The sequence below is a fragment of the Corynebacterium halotolerans YIM 70093 = DSM 44683 genome (genome assembly GCF_000341345.1).
Classification (GTDB): Bacteria; Actinomycetota; Actinomycetes; order Mycobacteriales; family Mycobacteriaceae; genus Corynebacterium; species Corynebacterium halotolerans.
This window is the reverse complement of the sequence record NC_020302.1, coordinates 1,413,913-1,440,086: the sequence shown is the minus strand read 5'-3', so window position 1 is coordinate 1,440,086 and position 26,174 is coordinate 1,413,913. Positions and strand designations below refer to the sequence as shown.

The 26,174-nt window shown below is 68.5% G+C and carries 27 protein-coding genes and 3 tRNA genes; 8 read left to right on the top strand and 22 right to left on the bottom strand.

All coding sequences use genetic code 11. The features are described 5' to 3' along the window. Nucleotides 1–25 precede the first annotated feature (25 nt). Nucleotides 26–967, top strand: a complete 942-nt coding sequence (locus tag A605_RS06710; protein WP_042440097.1) for a DUF3515 domain-containing protein — start codon at nt 26–28, stop codon at nt 965–967. Here A605_RS06710 and A605_RS06705 read toward each other — a convergent pair. Continuing rightward, nucleotides 964–2,049, bottom strand: coding sequence for a D-alanine--D-alanine ligase family protein (locus A605_RS06705; RefSeq protein ID WP_015400748.1), 1,086 nt, complete (start codon nt 2,047–2,049; stop codon nt 964–966). The genes A605_RS06710 and A605_RS06705 overlap by 4 nt on opposite strands. A 22-nt stretch (nt 2,050–2,071) precedes the next feature. Then, nucleotides 2,072–3,070: an NAD(P)H-dependent glycerol-3-phosphate dehydrogenase gene (locus A605_RS06700; RefSeq protein WP_015400747.1), complete on the bottom strand. Its 999-nt coding sequence runs from the start codon at nt 3,068–3,070 to the stop codon at nt 2,072–2,074. A 122-nt stretch (nt 3,071–3,192) separates the two neighbouring features. On the opposite strand from A605_RS06700, the gene A605_RS06695 reads away from it, so the two are divergent. After that, nucleotides 3,193–4,197, top strand: coding sequence for a bifunctional NUDIX hydrolase/histidine phosphatase family protein (locus tag A605_RS06695; protein WP_015400746.1), 1,005 nt, complete (start codon nt 3,193–3,195; stop codon nt 4,195–4,197). Here A605_RS06695 and leuD read toward each other — a convergent pair. Together leuD and leuC are read right to left on the bottom strand one after the other, a co-directional pair. Further along, nucleotides 4,175–4,777 (bottom strand): 3-isopropylmalate dehydratase small subunit, encoded by a 603-nt coding sequence (gene leuD / locus A605_RS06690; RefSeq protein ID WP_015400745.1) that lies wholly within the window; start codon nt 4,775–4,777, stop codon nt 4,175–4,177. The genes A605_RS06695 and leuD overlap by 23 nt on opposite strands. A gap of 28 nt (nt 4,778–4,805) precedes the next feature. After that, nucleotides 4,806–6,224 carry a 3-isopropylmalate dehydratase large subunit gene (leuC, locus tag A605_RS06685; protein ID WP_027004479.1) on the bottom strand — a complete coding sequence of 473 codons (1,419 nt, stop codon included), beginning with the start codon at nt 6,222–6,224 and terminating at the stop codon, nt 4,806–4,808. A gap of 96 nt (nt 6,225–6,320) precedes the next feature. On the opposite strand from leuC, the gene A605_RS06680 reads away from it, so the two are divergent. Then, a complete protein-coding gene (locus A605_RS06680; RefSeq protein WP_027004478.1) occupies nt 6,321–7,031 on the top strand; it encodes an IclR family transcriptional regulator in 711 nt (236 codons plus the stop codon). On the opposite strand, the gene A605_RS06675 is transcribed toward A605_RS06680, so the two are convergent. From A605_RS06675 to A605_RS06660, 4 genes are all read right to left on the bottom strand, one after another. Next, the gene (locus A605_RS06675) at nt 7,017–7,580 is read right to left on the bottom strand and encodes an HD domain-containing protein (RefSeq protein ID WP_015400742.1); all 564 of its coding nucleotides are present in this window, start codon (nt 7,578–7,580) and stop codon (nt 7,017–7,019) included. The two genes, A605_RS06680 and A605_RS06675, sit on opposite strands and share 15 nt — an antisense overlap. Before the next feature lie 116 nt (nt 7,581–7,696). Beyond that, nucleotides 7,697–7,769: transfer RNA gene (locus tag A605_RS06670), tRNA-Glu, on the bottom strand. 714 nt (nt 7,770–8,483) lie between these two features. Further along, nucleotides 8,484–8,556, bottom strand: a tRNA-Glu gene (locus tag A605_RS06665). A gap of 35 nt (nt 8,557–8,591) precedes the next feature. Beyond that, a tRNA-Gln gene (locus A605_RS06660) sits at nt 8,592–8,663 on the bottom strand. 263 nt (nt 8,664–8,926) lie between these two features. On the opposite strand from A605_RS06660, the gene A605_RS06655 reads away from it, so the two are divergent. Further along, on the top strand, nt 8,927–9,412 hold the full coding sequence (locus A605_RS06655) for a DUF2975 domain-containing protein (protein ID WP_034991035.1): 486 nt from the start codon (nt 8,927–8,929) through the stop codon (nt 9,410–9,412). Further along, complete coding sequence (locus A605_RS06650) at nt 9,412–9,618, top strand: helix-turn-helix domain-containing protein (protein WP_015400740.1); 207 nt, start codon at nt 9,412–9,414, stop codon at nt 9,616–9,618. Before A605_RS06655 ends, A605_RS06650 begins: the two co-directional genes overlap by 1 nt. Nucleotides 9,619–9,693: 75 nt before the next feature. Here A605_RS06650 and gltX read toward each other — a convergent pair whose 3' ends face one another. The 3 genes from gltX to A605_RS06635 form a co-directional block, all read right to left on the bottom strand. Next, nucleotides 9,694–11,184, bottom strand: a complete 1,491-nt coding sequence (gltX, locus tag A605_RS06645) for a glutamate--tRNA ligase (protein WP_027004476.1) — start codon at nt 11,182–11,184, stop codon at nt 9,694–9,696. A 15-nt stretch (nt 11,185–11,199) separates the two neighbouring features. After that, nucleotides 11,200–12,246 carry a CE1 family esterase gene (locus tag A605_RS14785; RefSeq protein WP_015400738.1) on the bottom strand — a complete coding sequence of 349 codons (1,047 nt, stop codon included), beginning with the start codon at nt 12,244–12,246 and terminating at the stop codon, nt 11,200–11,202. Nucleotides 12,247–12,335: 89 nt separating this feature from the next. Continuing rightward, entirely contained in the window at nt 12,336–13,274 is a 939-nt protein-coding gene (locus tag A605_RS06635; RefSeq protein ID WP_081602096.1) for a CE1 family esterase, read from the bottom strand. Between the two features lie 61 nt (nt 13,275–13,335). Between A605_RS06635 and A605_RS06630 the strand changes: the two genes are divergently transcribed. Next, nucleotides 13,336–14,448: an isochorismate synthase gene (locus A605_RS06630; protein ID WP_027004475.1), complete on the top strand. Its 1,113-nt coding sequence runs from the start codon at nt 13,336–13,338 to the stop codon at nt 14,446–14,448. Here the strand turns inward: A605_RS06630 and A605_RS06625 are convergent. Both A605_RS06625 and A605_RS06620 read right to left on the bottom strand, forming a co-directional pair. Continuing rightward, complete coding sequence (locus tag A605_RS06625) at nt 14,445–15,020, bottom strand: class I SAM-dependent methyltransferase (protein WP_015400735.1); 576 nt, start codon at nt 15,018–15,020, stop codon at nt 14,445–14,447. The genes A605_RS06630 and A605_RS06625 overlap by 4 nt on opposite strands. Beyond that, nucleotides 15,013–15,819 carry a fumarylacetoacetate hydrolase family protein gene (locus A605_RS06620; protein WP_015400734.1) on the bottom strand — a complete coding sequence of 269 codons (807 nt, stop codon included), beginning with the start codon at nt 15,817–15,819 and terminating at the stop codon, nt 15,013–15,015. The genes A605_RS06625 and A605_RS06620 overlap by 8 nt, the downstream gene beginning before the upstream one ends. A gap of 238 nt (nt 15,820–16,057) precedes the next feature. Between A605_RS06620 and A605_RS06615 the strand changes: the two genes are divergently transcribed. Continuing rightward, entirely contained in the window at nt 16,058–16,588 is a 531-nt protein-coding gene (locus A605_RS06615) for a DUF488 domain-containing protein (RefSeq protein ID WP_015400733.1), read from the top strand. 17 nt (nt 16,589–16,605) lie between these two features. Here the strand turns inward: A605_RS06615 and A605_RS06610 are convergent, their stop codons facing one another. The 9 genes from A605_RS06610 to A605_RS15835 form a co-directional block, all read right to left on the bottom strand. Then, nucleotides 16,606–17,244 carry an exonuclease domain-containing protein gene (locus tag A605_RS06610; RefSeq protein ID WP_015400732.1) on the bottom strand — a complete coding sequence of 213 codons (639 nt, stop codon included), beginning with the start codon at nt 17,242–17,244 and terminating at the stop codon, nt 16,606–16,608. Then, nucleotides 17,244–19,097 (bottom strand): DUF294 nucleotidyltransferase-like domain-containing protein, encoded by a 1,854-nt coding sequence (locus tag A605_RS06605; protein WP_015400731.1) that lies wholly within the window; start codon nt 19,095–19,097, stop codon nt 17,244–17,246. Before A605_RS06605 ends, A605_RS06610 begins: the two co-directional genes overlap by 1 nt. Before the next feature lie 66 nt (nt 19,098–19,163). After that, nucleotides 19,164–20,765, bottom strand: coding sequence for a hypothetical protein (locus tag A605_RS06600; RefSeq protein WP_015400730.1), 1,602 nt, complete (start codon nt 20,763–20,765; stop codon nt 19,164–19,166). Between the two features lie 183 nt (nt 20,766–20,948). Beyond that, nucleotides 20,949–21,614 (bottom strand): hypothetical protein, encoded by a 666-nt coding sequence (locus A605_RS06595; RefSeq protein WP_015400729.1) that lies wholly within the window; start codon nt 21,612–21,614, stop codon nt 20,949–20,951. Beyond that, entirely contained in the window at nt 21,615–22,292 is a 678-nt protein-coding gene (locus A605_RS06590) for a hypothetical protein (RefSeq protein WP_015400728.1), read from the bottom strand. Between the two features lie 60 nt (nt 22,293–22,352). Next, nucleotides 22,353–23,153: an ABC transporter ATP-binding protein gene (locus A605_RS06585; RefSeq protein WP_015400727.1), complete on the bottom strand. Its 801-nt coding sequence runs from the start codon at nt 23,151–23,153 to the stop codon at nt 22,353–22,355. Further along, a complete protein-coding gene (locus A605_RS06580) occupies nt 23,146–24,222 on the bottom strand; it encodes a FecCD family ABC transporter permease (protein ID WP_027004470.1) in 1,077 nt (358 codons plus the stop codon). The genes A605_RS06585 and A605_RS06580 overlap by 8 nt, the downstream gene beginning before the upstream one ends. After that, the gene (locus A605_RS15005) at nt 24,203–24,778 is read right to left on the bottom strand and encodes an ABC transporter substrate-binding protein (RefSeq protein WP_244429028.1); all 576 of its coding nucleotides are present in this window, start codon (nt 24,776–24,778) and stop codon (nt 24,203–24,205) included. Before A605_RS15005 ends, A605_RS06580 begins: the two co-directional genes overlap by 20 nt. After that, nucleotides 24,700–25,329 (bottom strand): TroA family protein, encoded by a 630-nt coding sequence (locus A605_RS15835; RefSeq protein ID WP_244429013.1) that lies wholly within the window; start codon nt 25,327–25,329, stop codon nt 24,700–24,702. The genes A605_RS15005 and A605_RS15835 overlap by 79 nt, the downstream gene beginning before the upstream one ends. A gap of 395 nt (nt 25,330–25,724) precedes the next feature. Here A605_RS15835 and A605_RS15830 point away from each other — a divergent pair, with 395 nt between their 5' ends. After that, nucleotides 25,725–26,114 carry a hypothetical protein gene (locus A605_RS15830; protein ID WP_051625653.1) on the top strand — a complete coding sequence of 130 codons (390 nt, stop codon included), beginning with the start codon at nt 25,725–25,727 and terminating at the stop codon, nt 26,112–26,114. Nucleotides 26,115–26,174: the final 60 nt, after the last annotated feature.

Genomic DNA, 26,174 nt, shown 5'->3' with positions numbered 1-26,174 from the left:
TCGCCTTTCGCTAGACTGCTGGGCCATGAGCTCCGCTGACTCCCCCCAACTTAGCCGTTCCGGTCAGGCCGTGATCTACGTCGCCCTCGGGCTCGCCCTCCTGCTGGTGGTCGGGGTCCTCGTCGGGGCGAAGGTCTTCTTCGACCGGGCGGGCGATCGACCGGTGTCGATGGGCCCTCTGCCGGGCCCGATGGTCGAGTCGGAGGAGTGCCGCCAGTTCATTGAGGGGCTCCCCGACGAGCTGCTGGGGCATGATCGCGCCGAGATCGTCGAACCGGTGCCCGCGGGCGTGGCCGCCTGGAACTCCAGCTCCACCGAGGAGGTGACCCTGCGCTGTGGCGTCGACCTGCCCTTCCAGTACACGGAGTACTCCCAACCGGTCGAGATCGACGGCGTGGAGTGGCTCCAGGTCCGGGACGCCACCCCGGATTCCACGCTGCAGACCTGGTACACGGTGGACCGCTCCCCGGTGGTGGCCGTCACCGCCGACGCGGCGGCGATGGGCGGGGCCGACAATCCGGTCGAGGGGCTGTCCGGGGTCGTGTCGGCGCTGCCGGAGGAGGATCACGAGCCGAATCCGGCGCCGCTGAGCGGGCTGGCCCCGGGTGACACCTCCGTGTGCGGGGAGCTGATGGCCAACCTGCCGGAGACGGTCGCCGAGGAGTACGAGCGCGTCGGGACCGCGGACGAGTACACCGCCGCGTGGGTCGCGCAGGGGCTGGAGCCGGTCGTGCTGCGCTGCGGGGTCGCCCCGCCCGAGAACTACGAGCCGGGTGCGGTACTCCACCAGGTCAACGAGATCCCCTGGTTCGAGGACACCACCCTGGCCAACGGCACGACGTCGTCGACCTGGTTCGCCCTCGGCCGGGCCACCGACATCGCCGTCAGCGTGCCGCAGGCCACCGGCAACGCGGCCGTCGTGGAGTTGGGCGAGGCGATCGCCGCGCACACCCCGGAGCAGGGTTAGCGGCTCACCGCCAGCGCGCGGGTGACCAGCACGTCGAGCAGCTCCCCGTAGGCCACCCCGGAGGCGGCGAAGACCTGGGGGTACATGGAGATCGGCGTGAAGCCGGGCATGGTGTTGATCTCGTTGAGCACGGGGCCGCGGTCGGTGACGAAAAAATCCACCCGCGCCAGGCCCTCGCAGTTCAGCGCGCGGAAGGTCTCCACCGCCATGTCCTGCAGCCGCCGGGTCGTCTCCTCGTCGAGTGGGGCGGGGATGGCGGCGGTGACGACGTTGTCGAGGTACTTCGTCTCGAAGCCGTAGAAGCCCTCCTCGGAGGTCTCCGTGCCCATCAGCTGGGCGGGGACGGATGCCGCGACGGTCCCGTCCGGGTACTGCAGCACGCCGACCTCGACCTCGACGCCGTGGATCTCCGCCTCGACGATGACCTTGCCGTCCGATTCCCGGGCCAGGGCCACGGCGGCCGGCAGGTCCTCCCACGCGGTCACCCGGGAGATGCCGATCGAGGAACCGCCCCGGGCCGGTTTGACGAACACCGGCAGGCCGAGGTGCTCCTTCTCCCCGTCCGTCAGCCCGTCGCGGTCGCGGAGGATGACCTCCGCGGTGACCGGCAGGTTCTCGGCGACCATGAGCTTCTTGGTGAACTCCTTGTCCATGCCGCACGCCGAGGACAGCACACCCGTGCCCACGTACGGGACGCCCGCCATCTCGAGCAGGCCCTGGATGGTGCCGTCCTCGCCGAAGGGGCCGTGGAGCACGGGGAAGACGACGTCGACGGTCGCGTGCAGTCCGCCGGTGGTCAGGTTGCGCAGCTGTCCGGCCCGGCCCGGGTTCAGCGAGAGCCCGAGTTCCTCGCGCGGCTCGACGACGGGGAGCACGCCGTCGCGGATGGTGAGCTTCTCCGGGTCGGACTCCCCCACCGTCCACATGCCGTCGGAGGTGATGCCGACCGGGACGACCTCGTACCTCTCGCGGTCGAGGTGGGCCATCACGGCGCCGGCGGAGACGCAGGAGACGGAGTGCTCGCTGCTGCGCCCGCCGTAGACCACGGCGACGCGGATGCGGGGGTTGTTCGGGGATGTCATAGCGGAACAGCCTACCGCGCGGTCACTCCGCCTTCTTGGACCGGCCCATCAGAGCGACGACCATGTCGGAGACGGTCATGCCGCGGTGGCAGACGAGGTAGACGGCCTGCGTGATCGGCATCTCCACCTCATTGGCCTCGGCGAGCTGGAAGATCGAGTTCGAGGAGATCACGCCCTCGGCGACCTGCCCGTGGGTGGCCTTCTTCGCCTCCTCGAGGGTCCCGCCCTCGCCCAGGCGCACGCCGAAGGAGCGGTTGCGCGACAGCGGCGAGGCGCAGGTGGCCACCAGGTCGCCCAGGCCGGCCAGCCCGGCGAAGGTGCGCTGGTCGGCGCCGAGCTTCTCCCCCAGCCGGGTGATCTCCGCGAGACCACGGGTGATCAGCGTGGCCAGGGTGTTCTCCCCCAGCCCGCGGCCGGCGGCGATGCCGCAGGCCAGGGCGATGACGTTCTTGCAGGCGCCGCCGAGCTCGACGCCGATGACGTCGGTGTTGGTGTAGGGGCGCAGGTACGGGGTGGCCACGGCCGCCTGCACCAGCTTCGCCCGGTTCTCGTCGGGACAGGCGATGACGGTGGCCGCCGGTTGTTCCGCGGCGATCTCGCGCGCCAGGTTCGGTCCCGACAACACCGCGATGCGCTCCGGGTCCGCGCCGGTGATCTCGGCGATGACCTGACTCATGCGCAGGTGCGTGCCGGTCTCGATGCCCTTGGAGATGCTCACCAGCGTCGCGTCCGCCGGCAGCAGCGGCGCCCAGGTGGTCAGGTTGCCGCGCATGGTCTGGCTGGGCACCGCGAAAACGACGATCGCGGCGCCGGCCAGGGCGGTCTGCGCGTCCGACGTCGCGGTGATCGTCTCCGGCAGCCGGGTGTCCGGCAGGTAGTCCGGATTGACGTGGGTGGCGGAGATGGTCTCCGCCAGTTCGGTGCGCCGGGCCCACAGATGGACGGTGTTGCCGGCGTCCGCGTAGACCTTCGCCAGGGTCGTGCCCCACGAACCCGCTCCCATGATCGCGACGTTGACCACGTGCGCCCCTTCCTCGTCTGCCGGCCGAATCCTCCAGACAGCTTAAAGGATGCCTCAATCATGCGAACCGGGAGGAGGTAGGCAAAAATAGGGGGACCGACTGTCACACCCGAAGGAGAGCCATGGCCAAGTCACCCAAGCTGCACGAGACGGACAAGGACCGGGACTCCGCCCTGCTGGTGACGGGACGTCACCAGAAGATCGCCGCCGATCCCGCCAAGGAGCACAAGCGGTCCATGCTCGCGGCCGGCGCCGTCCTGTGGCGCGGCGATGTGCGGGATCTCGACTCGATCGAGATCGCGGTCATCCACCGCCCCCACTACGACGACTGGTCCCTGGCCAAGGGCAAGGTGGATCCGGGCGAGACGCTGCCGACGACCGCGGCACGCGAGATCCTGGAGGAGACCGGCTACGAGGTGCAGCTGGGCAAACTGCTGGGGAAGGTGACCTACCCGGTCCTCGACCGCACCAAGGTCGTCTACTACTGGACCGGCGAGGTGCTCTCCGGGGAATTCGTCCCGAATGACGAGGTCGACGAGATCCGGTGGCTGCCCATCGATGAGGCCAAGGAGCTGCTCAGCTACGACGTGGACACCCAGGTGCTGGCGAAGGCCGAGAAGCGTTTCCGGCTGCCGGCGACCTCCCGCATCCTCTACGTCCGCCACGGCCGGGCCCACCAGCGCCGCAACTGGGACGGCGAGGACAATCTGCGCCCGCTGGACAAGAAGGGGCGTCGGCAGGCGGAGATGCTCGTGCCGATGCTGCTGCCGTACAGACCGACCGCGGTCTACTCGGCGCTGCCGGACCGCTGCCAGGCGACGGCCGCCCCGCTGGCCGACGAGCTCAATCTCGACGTCGAGGTCGACCGGCTCTTCGGCGACGACGGCTGGCTGGAGTCCATGACGGACGCGCAGGCGCGCTTCCGGGAGGTCATCGACGCCGGCGGGGTGTCCGTGGTCGTGGGCCAGGGCACCGTCATCCCGGACATGATCGCCTGGCTCTCTGCCCAGGGGCGGCTGCCGCTGGACGAGATCGAGGCGAAGAAGGCCAGCGTGTGGGTGCTGTCCTTCCACGACGGCGAACTCACCGGCGCGGACTACCTGGTCAGCCCGCTGCCGGTGAAGTGATGACGGGCTTGAAGGCCGGGCGGCTGTCCTCGTAGGCGGAGATCTCGTCGCTCTTGCGCAGGGTCAGGCCGACGTCGTCGAGGCCCTCCATCAGGCGCCAGCGGGTGTAGTCGTCGACGTCGAAGGTGTAGGTGTTCTCCCCCGCCGTGGCGGTGCGCGACTCCAGGTCCACGGTGACCTCGAGGCCCGGCTCAGCCTCCAGCTGCTTCCACAGCAGCTCGATGTCCGATTCCTCCATCTGAGCGGCCAGCAGCCCGGACTTGCCAGCGTTGCCGCGGAAGATGTCGGCGAAGCGCGGCGAGAGCACGACCCGGAAGCCGTAGTCCATCAGCGCCCAGACGGCGTGCTCACGGGAGGAGCCGGTGCCGAAGTCCGGACCGGCGACGAGCACGGAGCCGTTGCGGTAGGCGTCCTGGTTGAGAATGAAGTCCTCGTCCCTGCGCCAGCCGGCGAACAGGCCGTCCTCGAAGCCGGTGCGGGTGACCCGCTTGAGGTAGACGGCGGGGATGATCTGGTCGGTGTCGACGTTCGAGCGGGTCAGCGGGACGCCGACGCCGGTGTGGGTGGTGAACTTCTCCACGGTGTTTCTCCTTAGCTGGTCGGCGGGGTTACAGGTCGGCGGGCGAGGCGAGGTGGCCGAGCACCGCGGTGGCGGCGGCGACCGGCGGGGAGACCAGGTGGGTGCGCCCGCCCGGACCCTGGCGGCCCTCGAAGTTGCGGTTGGACGTCGACGCACTGCGCTCGCCGGGCTTGAGCTGATCCGGGTTCATGCCCAGGCACATGGAGCAACCGGCGGTGCGCCACTCGGCGCCGAACTCGGTGAACACCTTGTCCAGGCCCTCTTCCTCGGCCTGCTGCTTGACCATGGTGGAACTCGGCACGACCAGCATGCGGGTGTTCTCGGCGATGCGGCGGCCCTGGACGACCTCGGCGGCCTCGCGCAGATCCTCGATGCGGGCGTTGGTGCAGGAACCCAGGAAGACGGTGTCAATGGCGATCTCGCGCAGCGGGGTGCCCGGTTTCAGGTCCATGTAGCGCAGGGCCTTCTCCGCGGCGGCCTTGTCGGAGTCGTTGGTGAAGTCCTCCGGGTCCGGCACTGCGGCGCTCAGCGGCAGGCCCTGGCCGGGGTTGGTGCCCCAGGTGATGAACGGGGTCAGGGCGGAACCGTCGATCTCGACGACGGTGTCGAACTCGGCGCCCTCGTCGGTGGGCAGGGTCTTCCAGTATTCGACCGCGGCGTCCCAGTCCGCGCCGGTCGGGGCGAACTCACGGCCCTTGACGTAGGCGAAGGTGGTCTCGTCCGGGGCGACCATGCCGGCGCGGGCGCCGGCCTCGATGGACATGTTGCAGATGGTCATCCGGGCCTCCATGGACAGCTTCCGGATGGCCTCGCCGCGGTACTCGATGATGTGGCCCTGGCCGCCACCGGTGCCGATCTTGGCGATGATCGCCAGGATCAGGTCCTTGGCGGTCACCCCGGGCTGCAGCTCGCCGGAGACCTCGATGGCCATGGTCTTGAACGGCTTGAGCGACAGGGTCTGGGTGGCCATGACGTGTTCGACCTCGGAGGTGCCGATGCCCATCGCGATAGAGCCGAACGCGCCGTGGGTGGAGGTGTGGGAGTCGCCGCACACGATCGTCATGCCCGGCTGGGTGGCGCCCAGCTGCGGGCCGACGGTGTGGACGATGCCCTGCTTGACATCCCCCATCGGGTGCAGGCGCACGCCGAACTCCTCGCAGTTGCGGCGCAGGGTCTCGACCTGGGTGCGCGAGGTCTGGTCGCGGATCTCGAGCAGGGAGCCCTGCACGATGCCCTCGGTGGGCACGTTGTGGTCCTCGGTGGCCAGGTGCAGATCGGGGCGGCGGATCGTGCGCCCGGCCATGCGGAGACCGTCGAAGGCCTGCGGGGAGGTCACCTCGTGGAGCAGCTGCAGGTCGATGTACAGCAGATCCGGTTCCCCGTTCCCGCCCTTGGAGACGATGTGGTCGTTCCACACCTTCTCGGCCAGCGTCAGCTTGGCGCTCATGAACTTCTCACCTCTGATTCCGTTGCGTCCCACGGCAGTATCCTCCCGCGCGCTCTCGCGGGGAAATCTCACACCATGAGATGTTAGTATCGTTCTATGGGACAGTATAACGCAGTTTCCGGAATAAAGGTGCTTGACCGTGCCGTCGCCATTCTCCTGGCGGTTTCCCCCCAGCCGCGCTCCCTGAGCGAGCTGTGCGAGGACACCGGGCTACCGAGGGCCACCGCCCACCGCCTGGCCACGGCCCTGGAGCTACACCGCATCCTCGCGCGCACCTCCGACGGCCGCTGGACCGTCGGCCCCGCCCTGGCCTCCCTCGGCGCCGGCAGCAAGGACCAGCTCATCGACGCCGCCACCCCCGTCATGGCCGCCCTGATGGAGACCACCGGCGAATCCGTACAGCTCTACCAGCTGACAGGCACCTCCCGCACCTGCATCGCCGCCCAGGAACCACCCTCCGGCCTGCAGAACACCGTCCCCGTCGGCTCCCAGCTGCCGCTGACGTCCGGCTCCGCGGCGAAGGTCTTCCTGACCTTCTCCTCCCCCGAGCTGCGCGGCGCACTGCTTGCCGATGCCGCGTTCGACCACGCCGAGCTCGAACGCATCCGCGCGGTCGGGTGGGGCGAGTCTGTCGCCGAGCGCGAGGTCGGCCTGGCCAGTCTCTCGGCCCCCGTCTTCGACTCCAGCGGCGCCTTCCTGGCCGTGCTGTCCGTCTCCGGCCCCGCCGAGCGGCTGCGCCCGCACCCGGGCGAGAAATGGGGCACCGAGCTCGTCACCGCCGCAGGTAGGCTCTCACAGTCGCTGTAGAACCCGCACCAGCTCGCCGAACTCCCCGTTGAGACCGATCTGCGGCAGGCGCCGGCTGGTGACCTTGTGGACAGCCGCGTACCACCACTGCTGCTGTTCCTTGCCCGCATTGAAGCGGGACCACAGTCCGTCACCGAGCACCTCATGGTCCGCGAGAATCGACTTCAGGTTGTGCAGCTTGTCCGCACAACTGACGAGCACCGACTCATCGCCGGCCTCATGCGCCAGATGCCGCAGATACGCCTCATTGCGTGTCCGCCAGTCCCGGAGGCTGTCGTCCTTTGTCACGCCGAGGACGATCCCGGTGACGCGGTCGCCGAACTCCTCCCGCATCCGCCCCTCGGAGTATTCCTGCGGGACGTCCTCCAGGGTGTCGTGCAGCAGGCAGGCGATGAGCACGTCCTCATCGTCGGTGACCCGGGAGGCCAGGTACATGACGCCGAAGAGGTGCGAGATGTACGGGACACGGTTGCCCTTGCGCCGGTGGTCGCGGTGGGCGTGCGCGGCGACATCCATCGCGCGCATCAACCGGGGCGACAGATGGGACATGGTTTCCTCCGCTTCCGATATGACTGTCGGCCAGTATAGAAAAGGAGTGTCGGGCAAGTTTCGGGGATGACAAAAGGAAGGCCCCCAACCATCTGGTTGAGGGCCTTCCTTCTTTGTACCCCGTACGGGATTCGAACCCGTGCCGCCGCCGTGAGAGGGCGGTGTCCTAGGCCGCTAGACGAACGGGGCGTGTCTCTCGGACCTGCATAAGATTAGACGTAGAATGTTCAACTGTACAAATCTGCAGGTCAGGGGTGGAAAGTGAAAGCATCTCAGGCATCCCCGAGACAATCCGGACAAGGGGGAACCCACCCTTGCGTGAAGGGTGGGTTCCCGGAGCCGAACCGGAGTCGGTGGGAGATCCACCGCTACCGACCGTTGTGCGGAAGTTTCGTCGGTCCGAGCTACTGTCCTCGTGGCCGCGTCCGCTGTGAGTTCTTCACGAACCAGTGGTCAGGGGTTGGCTTGTCCGTGCCGAGCGGTTCGGGTGACGTCTGTCGCTGCGTCATACTCCCGGATAGCTCCTCTACTTCAGGCATCTCTTGCGTTGGAAGTTGTGGATTATGGCTATGCCGCTTGCGGGAGGGCGCGTGCGATGCGTCCGGAGGTGTTGATTCTTTCACTTACGGTCATGCACTCTCCTCTCGGCCAAACTGTTCTTCGGAGATTTTCTCTGACTTCACGGTACCTATGAAGCTCTTCTTTCCGAGAACCTCTCCGTTACCTGAAGCATAAGTCTGGGCCACCCGCAGTTAAAGGGCCGTTCACGAAATGCCGCCGAAAAGTTACCCCCGTCACAGCTTCATGGCAGGTGGGGCCCACGCACAAAGGGAGAGTCCGGGGGTGATTGCAAATGCAGAAAAAGACCCTGGACCAAACAGGTCCAGGGTCTTTTTTTGTTTGTACCCCGTACGGGATTCGAACCCGTGCCGCCGCCGTGAGAGGGCGGTGTCCTAGGCCGCTAGACGAACGGGGCGTGGCGAATTTCTTCGCCGGCGGAATTAACCGCGGCTGGCCTACCAGGACTCGAACCTAGAATGACGGTACCAGAAACCGTTGTGTTGCCAATTACACCATAGGCCATTGTTGCGGTGGCTTTCCGGGGCGTTCCCCGTGCCTTGCAACGGTGAATACTATAACCAGATGCCCTCAGATCAGACAAATCAGCAGGTCAAGGCGGAAAAACAGGGTCACATAGTCGCACACGGGCGGAGCGACCCGAAAAGTGCGCGGCCTCCCGCGGTGAGGTTCACGCCCCCGCCCCTCGCCCACCGGGGCCCTATTGACGGACATATCGAATTTCGATAGATTTATATCATGTTCCGATATGAACTGAGGGGTGTGCTGTGAATTCAACTGTTGTCGCGGTTCTCCGCGGGATCCTCGTGCTCGGTCTGGTCGGGTGCCTGTTCGTCCAGACGGTGATGGCGTTCCTGATCTTCCGGGATCTGGCCGGGGCGCCGGACTTCGCGCGGTACCTGATTCCCGCGATCGTCGTCCTCGGGGTTCTGACGGTCGAGGTGGCCATGGTGTGCGTGTGGCGGCTGCTGACGATGGTGCGGCGCGGGACGGTGTTCTCGACGTCCTCCTTCCGCTACGTCGACGTGATCACCGACGCCATCGCCGCCGCCTCGGTCCTGACCTTCGCGCTGGGGGCCGTGCTCGCCCCCACCACCGTGGCCCCGGGTGTCGTGCTGCTCCTGGGTGGGCTGGGGCTGCTCATCGCCGGCGTCGCCCTGGTGGTCTACGTGCAGCGGGCGCTGCTGGCCCAGGCGGTCGACCGCGACGCCCGGGCCCGGGAGATGGAGTCCGAGCTGGACGGGGTGATCTGATGGCCATCGTCGTGGACATCGATGTCATGCTCGCCAAACGCAAGATGGCCGTGGGCACGCTGGCGGAGAGGGTCGGCATCACGCCGGCGAACCTGTCGGTGCTGAAGAACGGTCGCGCGAAGGCGGTGCGCTTCACCACGCTGTCCGCCCTGTGCGAGGTTCTGGAGTGCCAGCCCGGCGATCTGCTGCGCTGGGAACCGGACTGACCCCGGAGAGCCACAGGGACGAGAGAGGCGGGGTGCATCCGTGTTCACGGATGCACCCCGCCTCTTGCGCGCCTGTTACTCGGAGGCCTGCCAGGGGGTGACCTGGCGGGCCGCCCGGAGCCGGGCGAGCGTTGATTCGCGCCCGAGCAGCTCCATGGACTCGAACAGCGGCGGGGAGATCGCCTCGCCGGAGATGGCCACGCGCAGTGCGCCGTAGGCCTTGCGTGGCTTGAGGCCGAGGTCCTCGATCAGGGCCTTGGACAGGGCGGCCTCGATCTCGGGGGTGGTCCACTCCCCGACCGCCTCAAGGGCCGCGATGCCGGCCTCGAGCGGCTCGACGGCGTCCTCCTTGAGGTTCTTGCGGGCGGCCTTCTCGTCGAGCGCGAGGTCCGCGTCGGGGGTGACGAGGAACTTCATCAGGCCGTAGGCGTCGCCGAGGGTCTTGATGCGGGTGTGCACCAGGTCGGCGGCGACGTGGAACTTCTCGGCCGGGTAATCGGCCGGGAAGTCGGTGAACTCGGTCAGGTGGGCGCGCAGGCGCTGCTCGAAATCCGCCGGCTCCAGCAGACGGATGTGGTCGGCGTTGATGGCCTCGAGCTTCTTCTGGTCGAAGCGGGCGGGGTTGCCCAGCACATCGGCGATGTCGAAGTTCTCCACGAGCTGGTCGACGGTGAAGATGTCCTCGTCCGCGGACAGGGACCAACCGAGCAGGGCGAGGTAGTTGAGCATGCCCTCGCGGATGATGCCCGCCTCGCGGTGCTTGAACAGATCGGACTGCGGGTCGCGCTTGGACAGCTTCTTGTTGCCCTCGCCCATGACGAACGGCAGGTGCCCGAACTGCGGGGTGAATTCGGCCACGCCGATGCGCTGCAGGGCCTCGTAGAGGGCGATCTGGCGGGGGGTGGACGGCAGGAGGTCCTCGCCACGCAGTACGTGGGTGATCCGCATCAGGGCGTCGTCGACCGGGTTGACCAACGTGTAGAGGGGCTGGCCGTTGGAGCGGGCCACGACGAAGTCCGGCTGGGTGGCGGCCTTGAACTCAACCTCACCGCGGACCAGATCGGTCCAGGCCCAGTTCTTGTCCGGCATGCGTAGACGCCAGACCGGCTTACGGCCCTCCGCCTCGAACGCGGCGATCTGCTCCTCGGTCAGGGTGCGGTCGTGGTTGTCGTAGCCGAGCTTGGGGTCGCGGCCGGCGGCCTTGTGGCGCTCCTCGACTTCCTCGGCCGTGGAGTAGGCCGGGTAGACCTCCCCGGCGTCGATGAGCTTTTTCAGCACATCCGCGTAGATGTCCATGCGCCGGGACTGACGGTAGGGCTCGTGGGGACCGCCCTTCTCGACGCCCTCGTCCCAGTCCAGGCCGAGCCAGTTCAGGCCGTCGATGATGGCCTGGTAGGAATCCTCGGAGTCGCGGGCGGCGTCGGTGTCCTCGATGCGGAACACCAGGGTGCCGTTGGTGTGGCGGGCATATGCCCAGTTGAACAGGGCGGTGCGCACCAGGCCCACGTGCGGGGTTCCGGTGGGCGACGGGCAGAATCGTACGCGTACGTCAGTCATGCCCATCATGGTAGACGAGCCGGATCAGCCCGCGGCGGCGTGCTGGCGCGAGAGGAACTCCCAGGTTTCATCCGGGGTGGACGGGTCGATGTACCAGTCGTGGAAGCCGCCGTTGACCCGGATGTGTTCGGTCTCGACGGTGCAGTCCGGCAGCACCAGCCGGTCGGAGTTGTCGCCGAGCGGGGTCGACTCCGGGGCCTCCGTGGAGCAGCCGTTGCGCGTGCCCTGCCACCGGACGACCTCCTCCACCGGCAGATAGGGCGTGTCGTGGAGGACGCCGCCGCCGTAGTTGAGCAGTTCGTCGTCGGTGCCGTGGATGATCTGGGTGGCCACCGGGGTGTCCCGGCAGCCGGTGGTGATTCCCTCGTAGAACGCACCGGAAACCGCCGCCACGCCGGCGACCAGGTCGGGGGCGTGGCACGCCAGCTCGAGGGCCATGCCGCCGCCGTTGGACATGCCGACGGCCGTGACGCGGTCCCGGTCGATCGGCAGAGCGGTCTCCAGCTGGGCGATCACGGCCCGTAGGAAGCTGATGTCCTCGTCCTCCCCCGTCGCGGAGTAGGGGGCTCCGGCCCAGGCGTTGGTCACGCCCGCCGGGTAGACCACCACCGCCTCGGAGGCGGCGGCCGAGGTGTCGAAGCCCGCATAACGCAGGAAGTTCTCCGGTGGATCGGTCCACCCGCCCATGGCCAGCAGCACCGGCAGCGGTTCCTGCGGGTCCGCGCCGACGGGTACCGAGTAGAGGTAGCGCCGCTCCTGCCCGTCCGGCATGGTCAGCGTGACGGAATTCAGGGTGCCCGGCGCGGCGGTTTTCAGCGCCGGGACGAAGGCCGCGACCTCCTCATCGGAGAGTCCCACGGACACGGGCGGCTCGGGGGTCGGCTCCTCGGATTGAGGTGCGGGCGCCACGTCCCGGGCGACGGTCTGCGCCGCATCCTCGGGCGGGGGTGGGTCATCGGACCCGGAGGCGCCCTGCACGGCGACGGCGCCCAGGGGGACGACGAGCGCGGCGGCGATGAGGGCCAGCCGCCGGTGGCGGTTGGGCTGCGGGGCTCTGGCGTGACGGCTCACATCCGCCCACGCTAGCTGCCTCGCCGGTGGTCGGACAGCGCCGCGGCCACCCTCTCAGCGAACTCCTACGTACCGTGGAAAATGCCCGATCAGAGGTTCTGAGCTGACAGGAAGTCCCACGCTTCGAAGGCCGAGTAGTGCGGCCAGCCGTGACCGTCGGATTCGGAGAGGATGAGTTCCGTGGCGGCCTCGCAGCCCTGCCGGACGTGGGCCGTCACCCCGGGCGCGACCGGACGGGTCGTCGCGCCACCGCAGCCGTTGATCGCCGCATGGATTCCGACCATCGCCGCGGCCCCGACATAAGGAACGCCGTGGGCGGTCGCGCCCTCGATCAGGGAGAGCCCGTCGTTGCGCGAGTGGATGATCATGACCGGCACCGGTTGTCCGGCGCACCTGCCGGAGGCCGGGGTGCCGGGGTTGTAGTAGATGCCCGAGACGCCGACCACGCCCGCGACCAGGTCGGGGGCGTGGCAGGCGAGGGCGAGTGCGAAGCCGCCGCCGTTCGAGTGCCCGATGGCGTACACCCGGTCACGGTCGATTAGGTGGTCCTGCGCGATCCGGTCGACGACGGCGCGCGAGTACGCGATGTCCTCCGCCATGTCCGTCACGGCGTACGGGGCGCCGGCCCAGGCCCCGCCCTCCCCGCGTCCGTAGGCGACGATCGCGTCGGAGGCCACCTGCAGGCCCGTGTCGGTCGACATGTGTTCGGGGCTGATGGACCGGCCCGGGTACGCCAGCCACACGGGGTAGGTCCGGGTCGGGTCGTAGTTCTCGGGCAGCGAGATCAGGACGTCCCGGGTTGGGCCGCCCGGCACGGGCACCTCCAGCCGGACGGTGGTGTCCGGCACGATTCCGGGATGTTCGGGGTACTCGGACGACGTTGCGCCGCCGGAGGACAGCGTGGGCAGCGACGACGCGGATGAGCCCGGGGAGTGAGCGGGCAGTGAGGACTGCGCGTGCGCGGGCGCGACGGAGCCGAGGGCCAGAAGCCCGGCTGTCAGCAGGGGAAGGAGGCGACGAGGAGGCACTCCGGTATATTCGGTGACCGTTCGGGCGAAAGCAAATGCCCGGGCGCTAAACTATTCAGCCATGTGTGCCCACCGACCTGTCACCGCGCCGGACTTCCTACTCTCCCGTGCGCACGGGTCGGTGCGTACCCAGGGGTGCGTGGAATCCTTCACCGATCCCTGGGCGGCGGTGGAGGCACTGCGCGCGGGGCGGGTGCCGATGGTCGTCGGCGCGCTGCCCTTCGACCGTGGCGCTCTGGCCGCGCTGACCGTGCCGGAGTCGATCATCCGGGAGGACGGCCCGCTGGAGCCGCACTCCCATTACCGGCAGGGCCCGGGCTCGGTGCTGCACGCCGCGATCAGCGGCGTCGATCCGGAGCCGCAGGAGCACCTGCGCCGGGTGGAGGCCGCGATCGGCACCATTCGCCAGTCGAAGCTGGACAAGGTCGTGCTGGCGCGGGCGGTGGACATCGCCTTCGACCCACCGGTCGACCCCCTGCTGGTGGCCGCGCGCCTGATCGACAACTCCTTCAACCGGGACGGGTTCATCGCGGATCTGACCCCGGCCGGACGCGAGGGCCACATGATCGTCGGTTCCTCCCCCGAGGTGCTGGTCAAGCGCCAGGGTTCGACGGTGTCGGCCTATCCCCTGGCGGGCTCCGCGCCACGCGAGGCCGACCGGGACCGCGACGCGGTCGTCGGCACGCGGCTGCGCACCTCCGGCAAGGATCTGAGTGAGCACCAGTTCGTCGTCGACCATCTCCGCACCGCACTCGCGCCGCTGTGCTCGCGGCTGGACATCCCGGCCCACCCGGAGGTGACGAAGACGAACGAGATGTGGCACCTGGCCACCCCGATCGTCGGCACCCTGAAGGATCCGGCGACGACCGCGCTTGAGCTGGCGCTGCGGGTGCACCCCACGCCGGCGATCTGCGGTACCCCGACGGATGCGGCGGAGGCACTGATTCAGACGGCGGAGTCGGACCGCGGGTTCTACTCGGGCGCGGTCGGCTGGTGCGATGATTCCGGCGACGGCGAGTACATGGTGGCCATCCGCTGTGCGGAGGTCGCCGGCGACGGCCGCTCGGCCCGGGCGTGGGCCGGCGGCGGCATCGTGGCGGACTCGGTCGCCGAGGAGGAACTCGAGGAGACGACCGCGAAGCTGCGGACGATTCTGCGCTCGCTGGGGCTCTAACCGGTTCTTCCGGCCACCAGCACCACGTCGCGGGTGTGGTGGGCTCCGGCACCGTGGGTGATGCCGCGGTTGACGGTCTCCAGGGTGTGCACGGTGAATTCCGTGCCCAGCAGCTGCGCCACCTGCGCGGGTGAGATGATGCCGGAACGGCCCTGCGGGCCGAAGTCGTGGTGGACCCACAGCAGGGTGCCGCCCGGGGCGACGAGCTGTTCGACGGCCGCGACGGCCTCCGGTCCCACCGGCAGGTAGCTGCAGGCCACGAGGTCGAAGGGCTGGCCGGGGACGAACTCCCCCACCCCGGCGCGCCGGAGCTCCACAGCGACGCCGCGGGCGTCGGCCAGGGCACGGGCGCGCCCGAGGGTCGTGTCCACCGGGTCGATACCGGTCGTCCGCCAGCCGTGTTCGGCGAGCCAGACGACGTCGGCGCCCTCCCCGTATCCGACGTCGAGCGCGGTGCCCGGATTCAGCGGGCCGGCCTCGCGGACCAGCGCCGCATTGGGGTTGCCGGACCATTTCCGGCTCCCCGCGTAGAAGGACCCGAAGTCCTCCCGGTCAGGATGGTGCTCAGGCACGTTCAATCGGGTTGCCGAGCTTGCCGATGCCCGGGATCTCGACCTCGATGTAGTCGCCCGGGACCATGGCCTCGGTTCCCGCGGGGGAACCGGTGCAGATGACGTCGCCCGGCAGCAGGGTCATGGAGGCGGTGATGAACTCGATGATCTCCCCCATCTTCATGATCATCTGCTGGGAGTTGGAGTCCTGCTTCGTCTCGGTCACGCCCTCGTGGGTCAGGCGCGCCTTGATCGGCAGGTCGTCGACGTCAACGGCGTCGAGGTCGGTCTCGATCCAGGGGCCCAGCGGGCAGAAGGTGTCGATGCCCTTGGCGCGCGCCCACTGGCCGTCGGCGAACTGCAGGTCGCGGGAGGAGACGTCATTGACGATGGTGTAGCCGAGAACGACGGACTTCCAGTCCTCAGCCTTGACGTTCTTGCAGGGCTTACCGATGACGACAGCCAGCTCGCCCTCGAACTCGACCTTGGTGGCGAACTCGGGGATCTTGATGGCGGCCTCGGGGCCGACGACGGAGGTCGGGGGCTTGAGGAACAGGGTCGGGGGCAGGGAGTCGGCGGACTTCTGGAACACCTCGGCCACGTGGTCGGCGTAGTTGCGGCCGATGGCCACGACCTTGCTCGGCAGCATCGGGGCGAGGAGTTTCACGTCCTCCAGCGCCCACTCACGGCCGGTGTAGTTCGGCTCGGTGAAGGGGGTGCCCTCGATCTCCTTGGCCACCAGCTTCTCGTTGTTGTCCTCGGCGCCGTCGATCACAGCGAAACACATGCCATCCGGGGTGGCGATTCTTCCATAACGCATAACGGTCATCCTACAAGCCCCGCGGGCACCGGTCGATTCGGGGTGGCCCCTGAATGTTCCCGTCGAGCTGCAGTTTTACCCGCCGGAATTCACAGTGTGATGCGTCAACGTCAACACGCTCGCACTACTCTGCGAAGTTTAAGTTCGCATGCTTGTTAATCCCGCCCGGAACTGTAGCGGGGTGCCCGGCGCGCCCGGTCGCGGGTAGCATCGGGCCCACCGCGTAAGGAGGCCGATGATGACTGAGTTCCTCACCGTGGGCCACTCCAACCGGGAGCTCGGGGAGTTCCTCGACATGCTCCGCGGGGCCGGGGCGGACATGGTCGTCGACGTACGCCGGTTGCCGGGTTCCCGGAAGTACCCGTGGTTCGACCGGGAGAACCTGGCACCCGCACTGCGGGAGGCCGGGATCGGTTACCGCCACGCGCCCTCCCTCACCGGGCGCCGTCCCCGGCAGAAGGACATTCCCGCCGAGGTCAACGGCTTCTGGGAGAACCGCAGCTTCCACAACTACGCCGACTACGCCCTCTCCGGGGAATTTCAGGAGGGCCTGACCGAGCTGCGGGGCGGGGACGCGGCCCGCCCCACGCTGTTGTGCGCCGAGGCCGTGTGGTGGCGCTGCCACCGGAGGATCATCGCCGATCACCTCCTGGCCCGCGGCGAGACGGTCCTCCACCTCATGGGACCGGGCAAGCTCACGCCCGCGAAGCTCAACGAGGGTGCCGAGGTCGGCGCCGACGGAAGCCTCACCTATCCCGGGGACGCCTGACATCCCCCACCGCTGCCCTACCCCTGCAGGTCCTTCAGGGTCGAGGAGGCGGCGTGGGCCTTGAACGCCAGGTAGAGCTCCGCGCAGCCCAGGGCGTCGGTCAGGGCGTTGTGGCTGCGGTAGAACGGCAGACCGTAACGCCGCCGCACCCGCGGGAGCCGCAGATCCTCGCCGCGGGGATAGGTGCCGATGCGCTCCATGCGGCGGCGCTCCAGGGCGAAGGTGTCGATCACCGGCACCCGGAGCCCGGCCCCGAAGTGGCGGCGGCAGGCGTGCGAGAGGAACCCGGTCTCCATGGCCGCGAAGTGCGCCACCATCGCCCGCCCGGCCAGTGCCTCGAGCAGCATCGCCAGCGCCGTGGGCGTGTCGACGCCGAGGGCCACCTGGTCGTCGGTGAGGTGGTGGATGGTCGCCGAGTCCCCCACGTCCCCGCCCTGCAGGACGACGTAGCCGGCCCCCGAGAGATCGATGACGTCGCCGTTGACCGGCACCCAGCCGATGGACAGCAACGTGTCCCGTTTCGGCTTGAGACCGGTCGTCTCGACGTCGACGGCCAGCACCGGCAGGTCCTCGAGCGGGGTCCGCGGCTCCGGGGCGGGGACGGCGGCAAAATCTGCGAGCGGTCCGGTGGGTCTCTCCCGGCGGAACAGTGCCATCAGATGCTCCTGACCGGGTACCTGGTGGCCAGGGCGTTCTGCATGTTCTTGATGATCTGGAAGCTGTCGCGCAGGTGGTCCCGGTCCATCTTCGACAGCTGCTTCGGGTCGATGTTGTAGTCGGGGTCCTCGCCGAGGCGCAGCTGCTCCGCCTGGTGACGCAGGGTGATCATGCGCAGGTACTCGAAGGCGTCGAGCAGGTCCTGCGCGCCGCGTTCGGAGACGGACACCCCGGCGGACTGGGTCAGACGCTGGCGCGTGCCGACGGCCTCGATGCCCGCGCTGATGGCGAAGATACGGGCCATCTGCACGATGCCGGCGGTCCCGCCCTTCTTCACGTTGAGGGTGTTGGCGTACTGGCCCGAGCGGTCGACGACGAGCCCGCGGAAGAAGGTCAGCGGTGGCTCACGGCGGGCGGCCAGACTGGCCAGGTGGGCGTGCAGGCGCCGGGAGCCCTGCCCCATGTTCACGGCGGAGGCGTGGACGGCGTCGGCGAGCGTCCGGTCCCCGTGGATGGCGCGGAAGTCGAAGAAGGTCTGCGCGTGCAGCAGGGCGTCGGCCTCCGGGGCGGTCACCCAGGTGTGGAAGGTGTCCTCCCACTGGCTCACACTCTGGCGCCACTGCGGGTTGGAGGCCATCATGTCGCCGGGGCACAGCACCTGCCCGGCGGTGTCGAGCCCCTGGCACACGAAACTGCTCAGCCGGGCGAAGTATTCACCGTGGGCGGCCTCGTCGTAGTCGTCGGAGAGCACCAGGGCGTTGTCCTGGTCGGAGGCCAGCCCCATCTCGCGCCGGCCCTGGGAACCCAGGACCACGAAGGCGTAGGGCACCGGCGGGGCGCCGAAGCGCTCCTCGGCGATGGTGAGCAGCCGACGGGCCAGGGCGTCGGCCGCGATGGTCATCAGTCCGGCGGTCTCCTCGGCGGAGGCGCCGCGGTCGATGAAGCGGGCGGCGACCTCGGAGGCCCGTGAGTAGGAGTCGATGAGCTCATCAGGAGAATTTCTCCTGGTCAGATCGGCGGTGAGATAGATCGGGTCGTGGCGCAGCAACCGCATGATGTCGGCGGTGGTGACGATGCCGGTGACCTCGCCGTCGTCGACGATCGGCAGGTGGTGGATCGACAGCTCCGCCATGAACAGCATCGCCTCGAAGGCCAGGCTGTCGGAGCTGACGGTTCGTGGATCGGGGGTCATGATCTCGGAGACCGGCAGGTCGATGCCGAGACCGGTGGCGACGACCCGGCCGCGCAGATCACGGTCGGTGACGATGCCGCGGAGCCCGCCGTCCTCGATGATCAACAGGGAGGAGACGTTGGATTCCTCCATCATCCGGGCGGCGTCGCGGATGGAGGTGCGCGGGGACGTGCCCTTCGGTTCGGGGATCTTGAACTCCCCCAGCCTCGTACGCAGCACCTCCGAGGAGGCGCTCTTGCGCAGTTCCTCTGCGGCCGCGCGGATGCGGCGCGACTGGGAGGAGAAGAAACGCATGATGTCCGGGTTGCGCTCGCCCAGGGCGAGGAACTCCTCGCGCGGCAGCTCGATGAGCAGACTGTCCTCCACGGCGACCATGTTGTAGCGCGAGGGGTTCTCCCCCGTCAGCGTGGAGTAACCGAAGCTGCTGCCGGTGTCGCGCCGGTCGAGCAGCAGGTCACCCTTGCCGATGACGTCGATGGCCCCGGAACGGATGATGTGGAGGGAGTCATTGGGTGCCCCGCGGTGGATGACGGTCTCGCCGCGCCGGACGTAACGCATGGTCATCAGGGCGGGCAACCGATCGAGTTCCTCGGCGGGCAGCCGCATGAAGGGCTCGTGGTCGGCGAGGAAGTCGCGGACCTCCTCGAGTTCGATGCTCATGGCCTCCACAGTAGAAAACCCGCTCGGGGCACGGACGGGTTCGGCGGGAATTCTCTGGCACGCCGGCTACTGATAGGAGACGAACCAGGGGCGGGGTTCGATGTCGTAGGTCTGCTCCGGGGTGAACATCGGCGAATCCTCGTCGATGAAGTTCTTCCAGGCCATGAAGTAGTCCTCGGACAGTCCCTGTCGGAGGACGTTCCAGGTGTCGAACTTCTGCTCCGGAACGCCGTTGCCGTCGGCGTGGAGCACGAAGGCCAGTTCCGGATGATCGGTGTTGATCTGCTCCCGGTCGCGCAGCATCTGCAGCTGGAACTGGTGCAGGACCAGAGCCTTCTGCGGCAGGTCATTCTCCCGGACCAGATTCGCCAACCACTCGGAGACCTCATTGACCTCGTGCGCCTCGGCGTGCCCGATCCGCTGCATCGGCTGCTCCCCGGGCTGCAGGTTCCACTCCGGGTCCAGCGCCAGGCCGACATTCGGGTGCAGCAGCAGCTCCTCATACAGCTTGGCCTGCTCCAGGAAGGAGGCCTGGCCCGGCTGCAGATCCAGCACCGCATACCCGCCGGCGTCGATGATGGCGTCAACATAGGGGCGGAGATCCTCGACGGAGAACTCATTGGAGTAGTTGCCGTCCTCGCCGGGGAACTCAGAGGCGACCGTCGCGATGATCTCGAAGGCGGGGATGACGGGCTCGTTCACCAGGGCCTGGTAGTTCTCCACGTGCTCCTCCACCCGGGCGACCGCCTCAGCCGGGGGCTGCTCGCCCATCACGCCCAGCGCGGGCCCGGAGGGGTGGCCGTAGAACGCGATCATGCGACGACCCGGGAAGACCAGGCCGCCGCCACCCGGCAGCTCGCCGTTGTCGGCGAGGTCGATGAGCTCGGAGAACTCCTCATCGGTGCCGAACTGCTGACCCAGCGCCAGAACGTCCTGGTCGGAGACGAGCTCCATGGACTCGCTGCTGATGCGCGGGTCCGCGACCGCGAGCACCGTGACGTCGGCACCCGCCGCACGCGCCGTGGCGACGGCCGCCGCACCGGTCTCCGCGGTGGCGAGCATCGGGGGCATCTGGAGGGGGTGCTCGGTGTGCTCGACCTCGGGCAGCCCCGCCACCGGCGCGGGGGCCTGCCCCCAGCCGACGGTGAGCAGCTGCGGCTCGGACGCGTCGAGACCGGCGACGGCGGCGGTGATCTCCGCCTCGCTGTTCACCGGCCGGGTTTCGACCTCCCGGTCGGTGGCCGCGCCGTCGACGATCTCGACGTCGCCCTCCTCGCCCAGCGTCGTGACGTCGCCGACCTCACCGACGGTGACGACGCGCGCGGCACCCAGCCGCTCGATCTCCTCGACCAGCGCGGCCCGGTCGGCGTCGGCGGAGAGCATCGGGGCGCCGGCGGCCACCGCGATGGAGGCCGCGCGCAGCTGATCCTCCGGGGTGGGGCCGGCGAGCACGACGGTCCCGGAGTTCTCGAAGAGCCGCTGCGAGGCCTCGATGCCGGAGCCGTCCGAATCGGAGATCACCTCGGAGGAGGCCAGCTCGAGGGCGGGCGGCCCGTCGGAGCCCTGGGCCTGCGTCTCCCCGTTACTCCCGGATGAGCCGGAGGTGGTGCATCCGGCCAGGAGGGTGATCGTCGTGCCCACCGCGACAACGGCAGTCAGTTTCTTCATGTGGTCCCTGCACACTCCTCAATCAAGGTCAGCTCCCCGGAGGGGGAACTCGACTCGGTTTCCATGAAACGCCCCGGACGAGTCTAAGGGTCAGGGGCCCACCGGACGGGACGACACCCGCCCGGGAACCCGGACGGGTGTGGTTGGGGAGGGGGGCGCGGACGGGCTTCCGCTCCTTATTGTCTAGCGGGTGCCTTCCCGGTCCCCAGGACGGGTGGCCCACTGGAGGACGGCGTGCAGGAGCTGGGTGGCGCCGGGCATGAACCCCGAGCCGTGGTGGTAGAACGGATCCATCGTGGCCACCAGGAGCCGGGCCCGGCGCGACTCATCGACCAGCAGCAGGGAGCCGTCCCGTTCCCCCTCCGGGGTGAGCAGATCCACCAGGCTCGTGGCCGCCGGACCACCGTGCACGACGCCGTGGTAGTGCCACACCGTGGACCGTCGGCTGAAGATCTCCCATGCGGGGTGCTCCGGGGCGACCGGGCGGATGCGGGAGTCCTCGCCGGTGCGCCACCACCAGAAGATGGTGGGACGGGTGTCGTGCGTGATTCCCGGCACCCACTCCCCCGCGTGGTTCTCGCCGAGGACGACCAGGTCAGTCCCGTTGTCGTGCGCGGCGAGGAGGTGGGGCGCGGCGTCGAGAAGCAGATCCCGGCGCAGCCGGTCCGCCACCACGATCACGTCCGCGCTGTGCAGCGTGTCCGTGTGCCGGTGGACGTGCCGGACGTGGACCGGGGTGATGCGGTAGACCTGCAGCGCCGGGTCCGCGAGAGTGGCCAGCTGGGAGTGTGTGCCGCCGTGGATGACCACGATCCCCGGCATGCCGGAGCGCGTTGCAGAGGTGGGCATCTACGCCTCCTGGGCGGGGTCGGTGGGGCTGATGCGGCCGGCGAGCCAGGCGTGCAGCTGTTCGGCCAGGTGGGTGCTGCCACGTTCCGGGGCGGCGAAGTGCTCGAGGTCATTGCCGCAGTGGACCAGGACGTGTCCGTTGCCGAGCGGGTACTCCACGTCGATCGGCGCGCGGAGCGGACCGAGGCCGTTGATCACACGGGCGCCCTCCGGCAGCGGCAGGAGGTAGCCGCGGCCGTAGAATCCGGCCACGCCCTCTGAGCGCAGCTGCGCCTCGTCTGCCAGGCCCTCCTCAGGTGCGCGGCCGGCGCCCAGCGTGAACTGCAGGCGCAACAGGTCGACGCCGCGCCACACGGGGTGATCGACCAGGCGGGTCAGGGCCAGGTCGTCCGGGCCGCGGTAGTCGAGTCGGCGCCAGGTGCCCAGGCTCTCGAGGAAGGGGCGCTGCACGTGGCCGTTGATGAGGACCCGCCCGCCATGACGGACGAAGTCGTTCAGCAGACCGCGGTGCCCGAGGAGGTGGAGCTGGTCCACGTCCCCGGTAATGATCACGCCCCGTGTCCCCGACCAGTCGAGATATTCGAGGTCATAGACGTCGACATCGTGGAAGAGCGGTTCCTGGCCGGGTTCGGGCTCCGCGACCGGTCTTCCGACCAGTCTGATCACCGGATTGTTCATGGCATGTCTTTCTGTCTGGGTGGGTCTCGGTATGGGTCTCTGTCTGGGTCTCGTGCGGGGTCAGCAGGTGGGCACGGTGTGCAGGGAGGGGCCGAAGTCCGGGACGATGACCCGGCGGTGGTTCTCCCCGACCCGCAGGTCCGACAGCGCTATGCCGAGCCCGTAGAGCTCGGAGAGGGTCTCCTCCCGCAGCAGGCCGGTGGTGGTGCCCACGGCCAGTTCCTCCGGGCCGACGAACAGCAGGCTGCGTTCGGCGATCTGCAGGGCGTGGTCCGGGTGGTGGGTGGTCATCACGATCCCCATGCCCTCATCGGCCAGCGCACGCAGGCAGGTGAGCACCCGGGCCTGGTTGCGCAGGTCGAGCGCGGAGGCGGGTTCGTCCAGCACGAGCACCGAGCACTCCGAGGCCAGGGCGCGGGCGATGAGCACCATCTGCCGCTGTCCGCCCGACAGGGCGTGATAGTTGTGGTCGGCGAGATCCGCGATACCGATGCGTTCCAGCGCGGACCGGGCCGTGGCCCGGTCCTGTTTGCCGGGCATGCGGTGGGCGCGGATGTGGCGGGCGCGGCCCATGACCACCATGTCCAGCACACTCAGTCCGAAGGCCGGGGCGTGGCTCTGCGGGACGTAGCCCACCTCCGTGGAGGTGACGGTGCCTTCGACGGGTTCCTGCAGTCCGCTGAGTGTCTTGAGCAGGGTGGTCTTGCCGCGGGCGTTGGGGCCGAGGACAGCCAGAATCTCCCCCGGCACCAGGGACAGGTTCAGGTCACGGAAGATCCACCTGCCCCGGCCGTAGCGGAAGGACAGGCCGTCCGCCTCGAGCAGGGGCCGGGGGTGTGCGGTGTCGTTGCGGTCAGTCATGGGAACCCCACAGTTGCTTGCGGTTGCGGACGAGGAGCAGGACGAAGAAGGGCGCGCCGATAATGGCGGTGAGGATGCCGATGGGCAGTTCGGCGTCGGTGACGGTGCGCGAGAGCGTGTCGATCAGGGTCAGGTACGCGGCACCCAACAGGGCGCTGGCCGGAATCACGGAGTGGTTGTCCGAGCCCACGAGCATCCGCGCCAGATGCGGGATCACCAGGCCGACCCAGCCGATGACGCCGGCGACGGCGACGGCACCGGCCGTCATCAGGGAGACGACGCCGAGCAGCAGCGTGCGGGTCCAACGCGGGTTGCCACCGAGGGAACGGGCGTCCTCGTCGCCCAGCGCCAGGATGTTGAGCCGCCATCGCAGCAGCATCACGACGGTTCCGCCGGCCAGGGCGGGAATCAGGGCGATCAGCACCGTCGACATGTCGCTCGCGGCGAGTGAACCCATGAGCCAGAAGACGATCGACGGCAGGGTGTCGTAGGGATCCGCGACATAAGTGATGAAGGAGACGAAGGCGTTGAACATGGCGCCGACGACCAGGCCGGCGAGCACGATCACCAGCAGCGGCGCGCCGGGTGAGAGCCGGGAGATGCCCAGCACGATGACGAGGGCGAGCACCCCGCCCACGAAGCTTCCGGCGACCAGCGTGACGCTGCCCAGGCCGAAGAGGATGGCCAGCACGCCGCCGAAGGAGGCACCCGCCGACACCCCCAGCATCTGGGAGCTGGCCAGCGGGTTCTGGAACGCCGCCTGCATCGTGGCCCCGGTCAGGGCCAGGGAGGCGCCGACAATGCAGGAGACGAGCACGCGCGGCAACCGGATGTCCATGACGGCGGCGTACTCCGAGTCGTACCAGGTCTGCTCGAGATCGATGAGCGGGCTCAGGAGAATCCGCAGGACCTCGTTGACGGGCACGGAGTAGCGGCCGATGGCCAGGGCCGCGAGCATGCAGCCCAGACACAGCAGCGCCAGCACCGCGATCACGAGCCGCGGACTGAGGGTCCTGCGACGGCGCGGTTCAGCAGCGGAGTAGGTCCGCTCAGCGGTCGAACTGGTCATAGTCCGCGGAGCCTCCGTTCACGTCGAAGCGCAGGACGGCGTCGATCTCGTCCTCGCTGATCGCATAACCGTAGAGTTCGTCGAAGGCCTCCTTCACCCGGGTCCGCAGGGACTCCTCGGGGGCCAGTTCCTGGTTCGGGTAGAGCACCTCGTTGAGCCACTGCCAGTACAGCGGCGACTCCGCGCTGGGCACCTGCCAGCGGTACGCGCCCAGCGGGTTCTTGTAGACGCGCCTGTCCTTGACCGCGGTGACGTCGGCCAGCCGGGTGTCGTTGTAGATGTCCTCCGGGGTGGAGTCGTCGAAGCCGGAGAGCAGGATGACCTCGGGATCCCACTCCAGGATCTGCTCGGGGTTGACCTGTCCGGACTCGGAGAGGAAGTCCTCGGTGAGGAACTCGACGCCGGCCAACGGGTACTGGAACCCGTCGTAGCTCTGACCGTTGGAGGTGGTGAAGTTGCCGTCCTTGGCTGAGAGCATCATCGCACGCGGGGCAGGCCGGTCGGTGGCGGCGACGCGTTCGGCGATCTCGTCGCGACGCTCGTGCTGCCAGGCGATGATCTCCTCGCCGCGCTCCGGCTTCTGGAGCAGCTGTGAGAACAACGTGATCCGGTCTCGAGGTCCTCCTGGGTGCCGTAATCCAGCCCGACCACGGGGAAGCCGGCGTCCTCGATCGGCTGGATCACGTCCTCGCCCATGTCGCCCCACTGGATCACCACGTCCGGATCGAGGTTGAGAATCGTCTCCACGTTGGGGACGAAGTCGGAGCCGGAGATGGTCGGGGAATCCGCGGATTCCGGGAAGATCGTGGAGAACATGCCCTGCCGGTTGGCCACCAGCGTGGACTGGTTGATGCCGACGACCTTGTCGTAGCTGCGGTCGACCGCCGCGAAGATCGACGGGGCGGGGATGACGGCGAAGGCGGCGGTGTCGATGGGGCCGTCGATGACCACCTCCTGCCCTCGTTGGTCCGTAACGATGATCTGCTCGGCCGAGGCGGCGTCGGCCTCCCCGGCGACCGGGGTGCGGCCGGAGCAGCCGGCCGTCAGCAGCAGCGAGGCGCCGAGCACCCCCGCGAGACTCATCTTCATCAGGCTTCTTCTGGACACACGCGGCACGTGCTCTCCTTCCGGACGGCAGGAGACGAATATCGCCCTCTATTTAGGTTTGCTTTACCTTGCCCAGGTTAGCCTGCCCTTAATATGACAAGACGGAAGGGTGCCCTTTGGGGCGGGCAACGGGGCACGGGCCCGTCCCCGTCCCGACGCCACGCCCACCCGCCAGGCCAGCCCTCCGGGGGACCGCGCACCGCCGAAGTGTTCCAATATCGCGCGCCGAACCTTCCCGGAAAACCTTGAATTGGCCTGGTCACGCTGGCCTTACCCCCGTTATGGGGGTTGTGTCCGGACGGTGTTGTAGCTTCAGTTTCGAACACGCAATCTAATACCTGACCAGGTTCTCGTCCCACGACCAGCCCACCTTCCCAGGAGGTGACCTGCCCACCGTGACCACGACCACCCTGACCACCGCCCCACCGAGCAATCCGCCGGCCTTCTACACCGTCAACAACGCCCTCGATCCGGACGCCGTCGACACCACCGCTCTGCGCGCGGCCGAGTACCGCTTCTGGAAGCGTAAAGCCGACGTTCTCAACCCGGAGCGGGACTGCGACGCGCTCGCCAGCTCGCTGTCCCGGGTGACCGGCAAGCCGAGACGCTACAACTACAATGCGATCAACGCCCTGCTCACCCTGGCAGAACTCCCCCGCCTGCAGGCGCTGCAGGAGGAGCTCTTCCACCTGGACCTGCACCGCCTGCAGGCCATCGACCGGGCCCTGGCACCCGCCGACGCAACTACTTCGCGGAGCTCGACCGCCAACTCACCGACTACCTGACACCGACGAAGCCGAACCAGCACCTGCCCGGCCACAAAACCATTGTCGCGAAAATCCACG

Excerpts from the sequence above, each read along its gene's own strand:
- A605_RS06650 (WP_015400740.1), top strand. The coding sequence starts at position 9,412 with ATGGCCATCGTCGTGGACATCGATGTCATGCTCGCCAAACGCAAGATG.
- A605_RS06585 (WP_015400727.1), bottom strand. The coding sequence starts at position 23,153 with ATGACTGACCGCAACGACACCGCACACCCCCGGCCCCTGCTCGAGGCG.
- A605_RS06630 (WP_027004475.1), top strand. The coding sequence starts at position 13,336 with ATGTGTGCCCACCGACCTGTCACCGCGCCGGACTTCCTACTCTCCCGT.
- A605_RS06580 (WP_027004470.1), bottom strand. The coding sequence starts at position 24,222 with ATGACCAGTTCGACCGCTGAGCGGACCTACTCCGCTGCTGAACCGCGC.
- A605_RS06680 (WP_027004478.1), top strand. The coding sequence starts at position 6,321 with ATGGGACAGTATAACGCAGTTTCCGGAATAAAGGTGCTTGACCGTGCC.
- A605_RS06595 (WP_015400729.1), bottom strand. The coding sequence starts at position 21,614 with ATGCCCACCTCTGCAACGCGCTCCGGCATGCCGGGGATCGTGGTCATC.
- A605_RS06615 (WP_015400733.1), top strand. The coding sequence starts at position 16,058 with ATGACTGAGTTCCTCACCGTGGGCCACTCCAACCGGGAGCTCGGGGAG.
- A605_RS06605 (WP_015400731.1), bottom strand. The coding sequence starts at position 19,097 with ATGAGCATCGAACTCGAGGAGGTCCGCGACTTCCTCGCCGACCACGAG.
- A605_RS06695 (WP_015400746.1), top strand. The coding sequence starts at position 3,193 with ATGGCCAAGTCACCCAAGCTGCACGAGACGGACAAGGACCGGGACTCC.
- A605_RS06600 (WP_015400730.1), bottom strand. The coding sequence starts at position 20,765 with ATGAAGAAACTGACTGCCGTTGTCGCGGTGGGCACGACGATCACCCTC.
- leuC (WP_027004479.1), bottom strand. The coding sequence starts at position 6,224 with ATGAGCGCCAAGCTGACGCTGGCCGAGAAGGTGTGGAACGACCACATC.
- A605_RS06705 (WP_015400748.1), bottom strand. The coding sequence starts at position 2,049 with ATGACATCCCCGAACAACCCCCGCATCCGCGTCGCCGTGGTCTACGGC.
- A605_RS06620 (WP_015400734.1), bottom strand. The coding sequence starts at position 15,819 with ATGCGTTATGGAAGAATCGCCACCCCGGATGGCATGTGTTTCGCTGTG.
- A605_RS06675 (WP_015400742.1), bottom strand. The coding sequence starts at position 7,580 with ATGTCCCATCTGTCGCCCCGGTTGATGCGCGCGATGGATGTCGCCGCG.
- A605_RS06710 (WP_042440097.1), top strand. The coding sequence starts at position 26 with ATGAGCTCCGCTGACTCCCCCCAACTTAGCCGTTCCGGTCAGGCCGTG.
- gltX (WP_027004476.1), bottom strand. The coding sequence starts at position 11,184 with ATGATGGGCATGACTGACGTACGCGTACGATTCTGCCCGTCGCCCACC.
- A605_RS06590 (WP_015400728.1), bottom strand. The coding sequence starts at position 22,292 with ATGAACAATCCGGTGATCAGACTGGTCGGAAGACCGGTCGCGGAGCCC.
- A605_RS06610 (WP_015400732.1), bottom strand. The coding sequence starts at position 17,244 with ATGGCACTGTTCCGCCGGGAGAGACCCACCGGACCGCTCGCAGATTTT.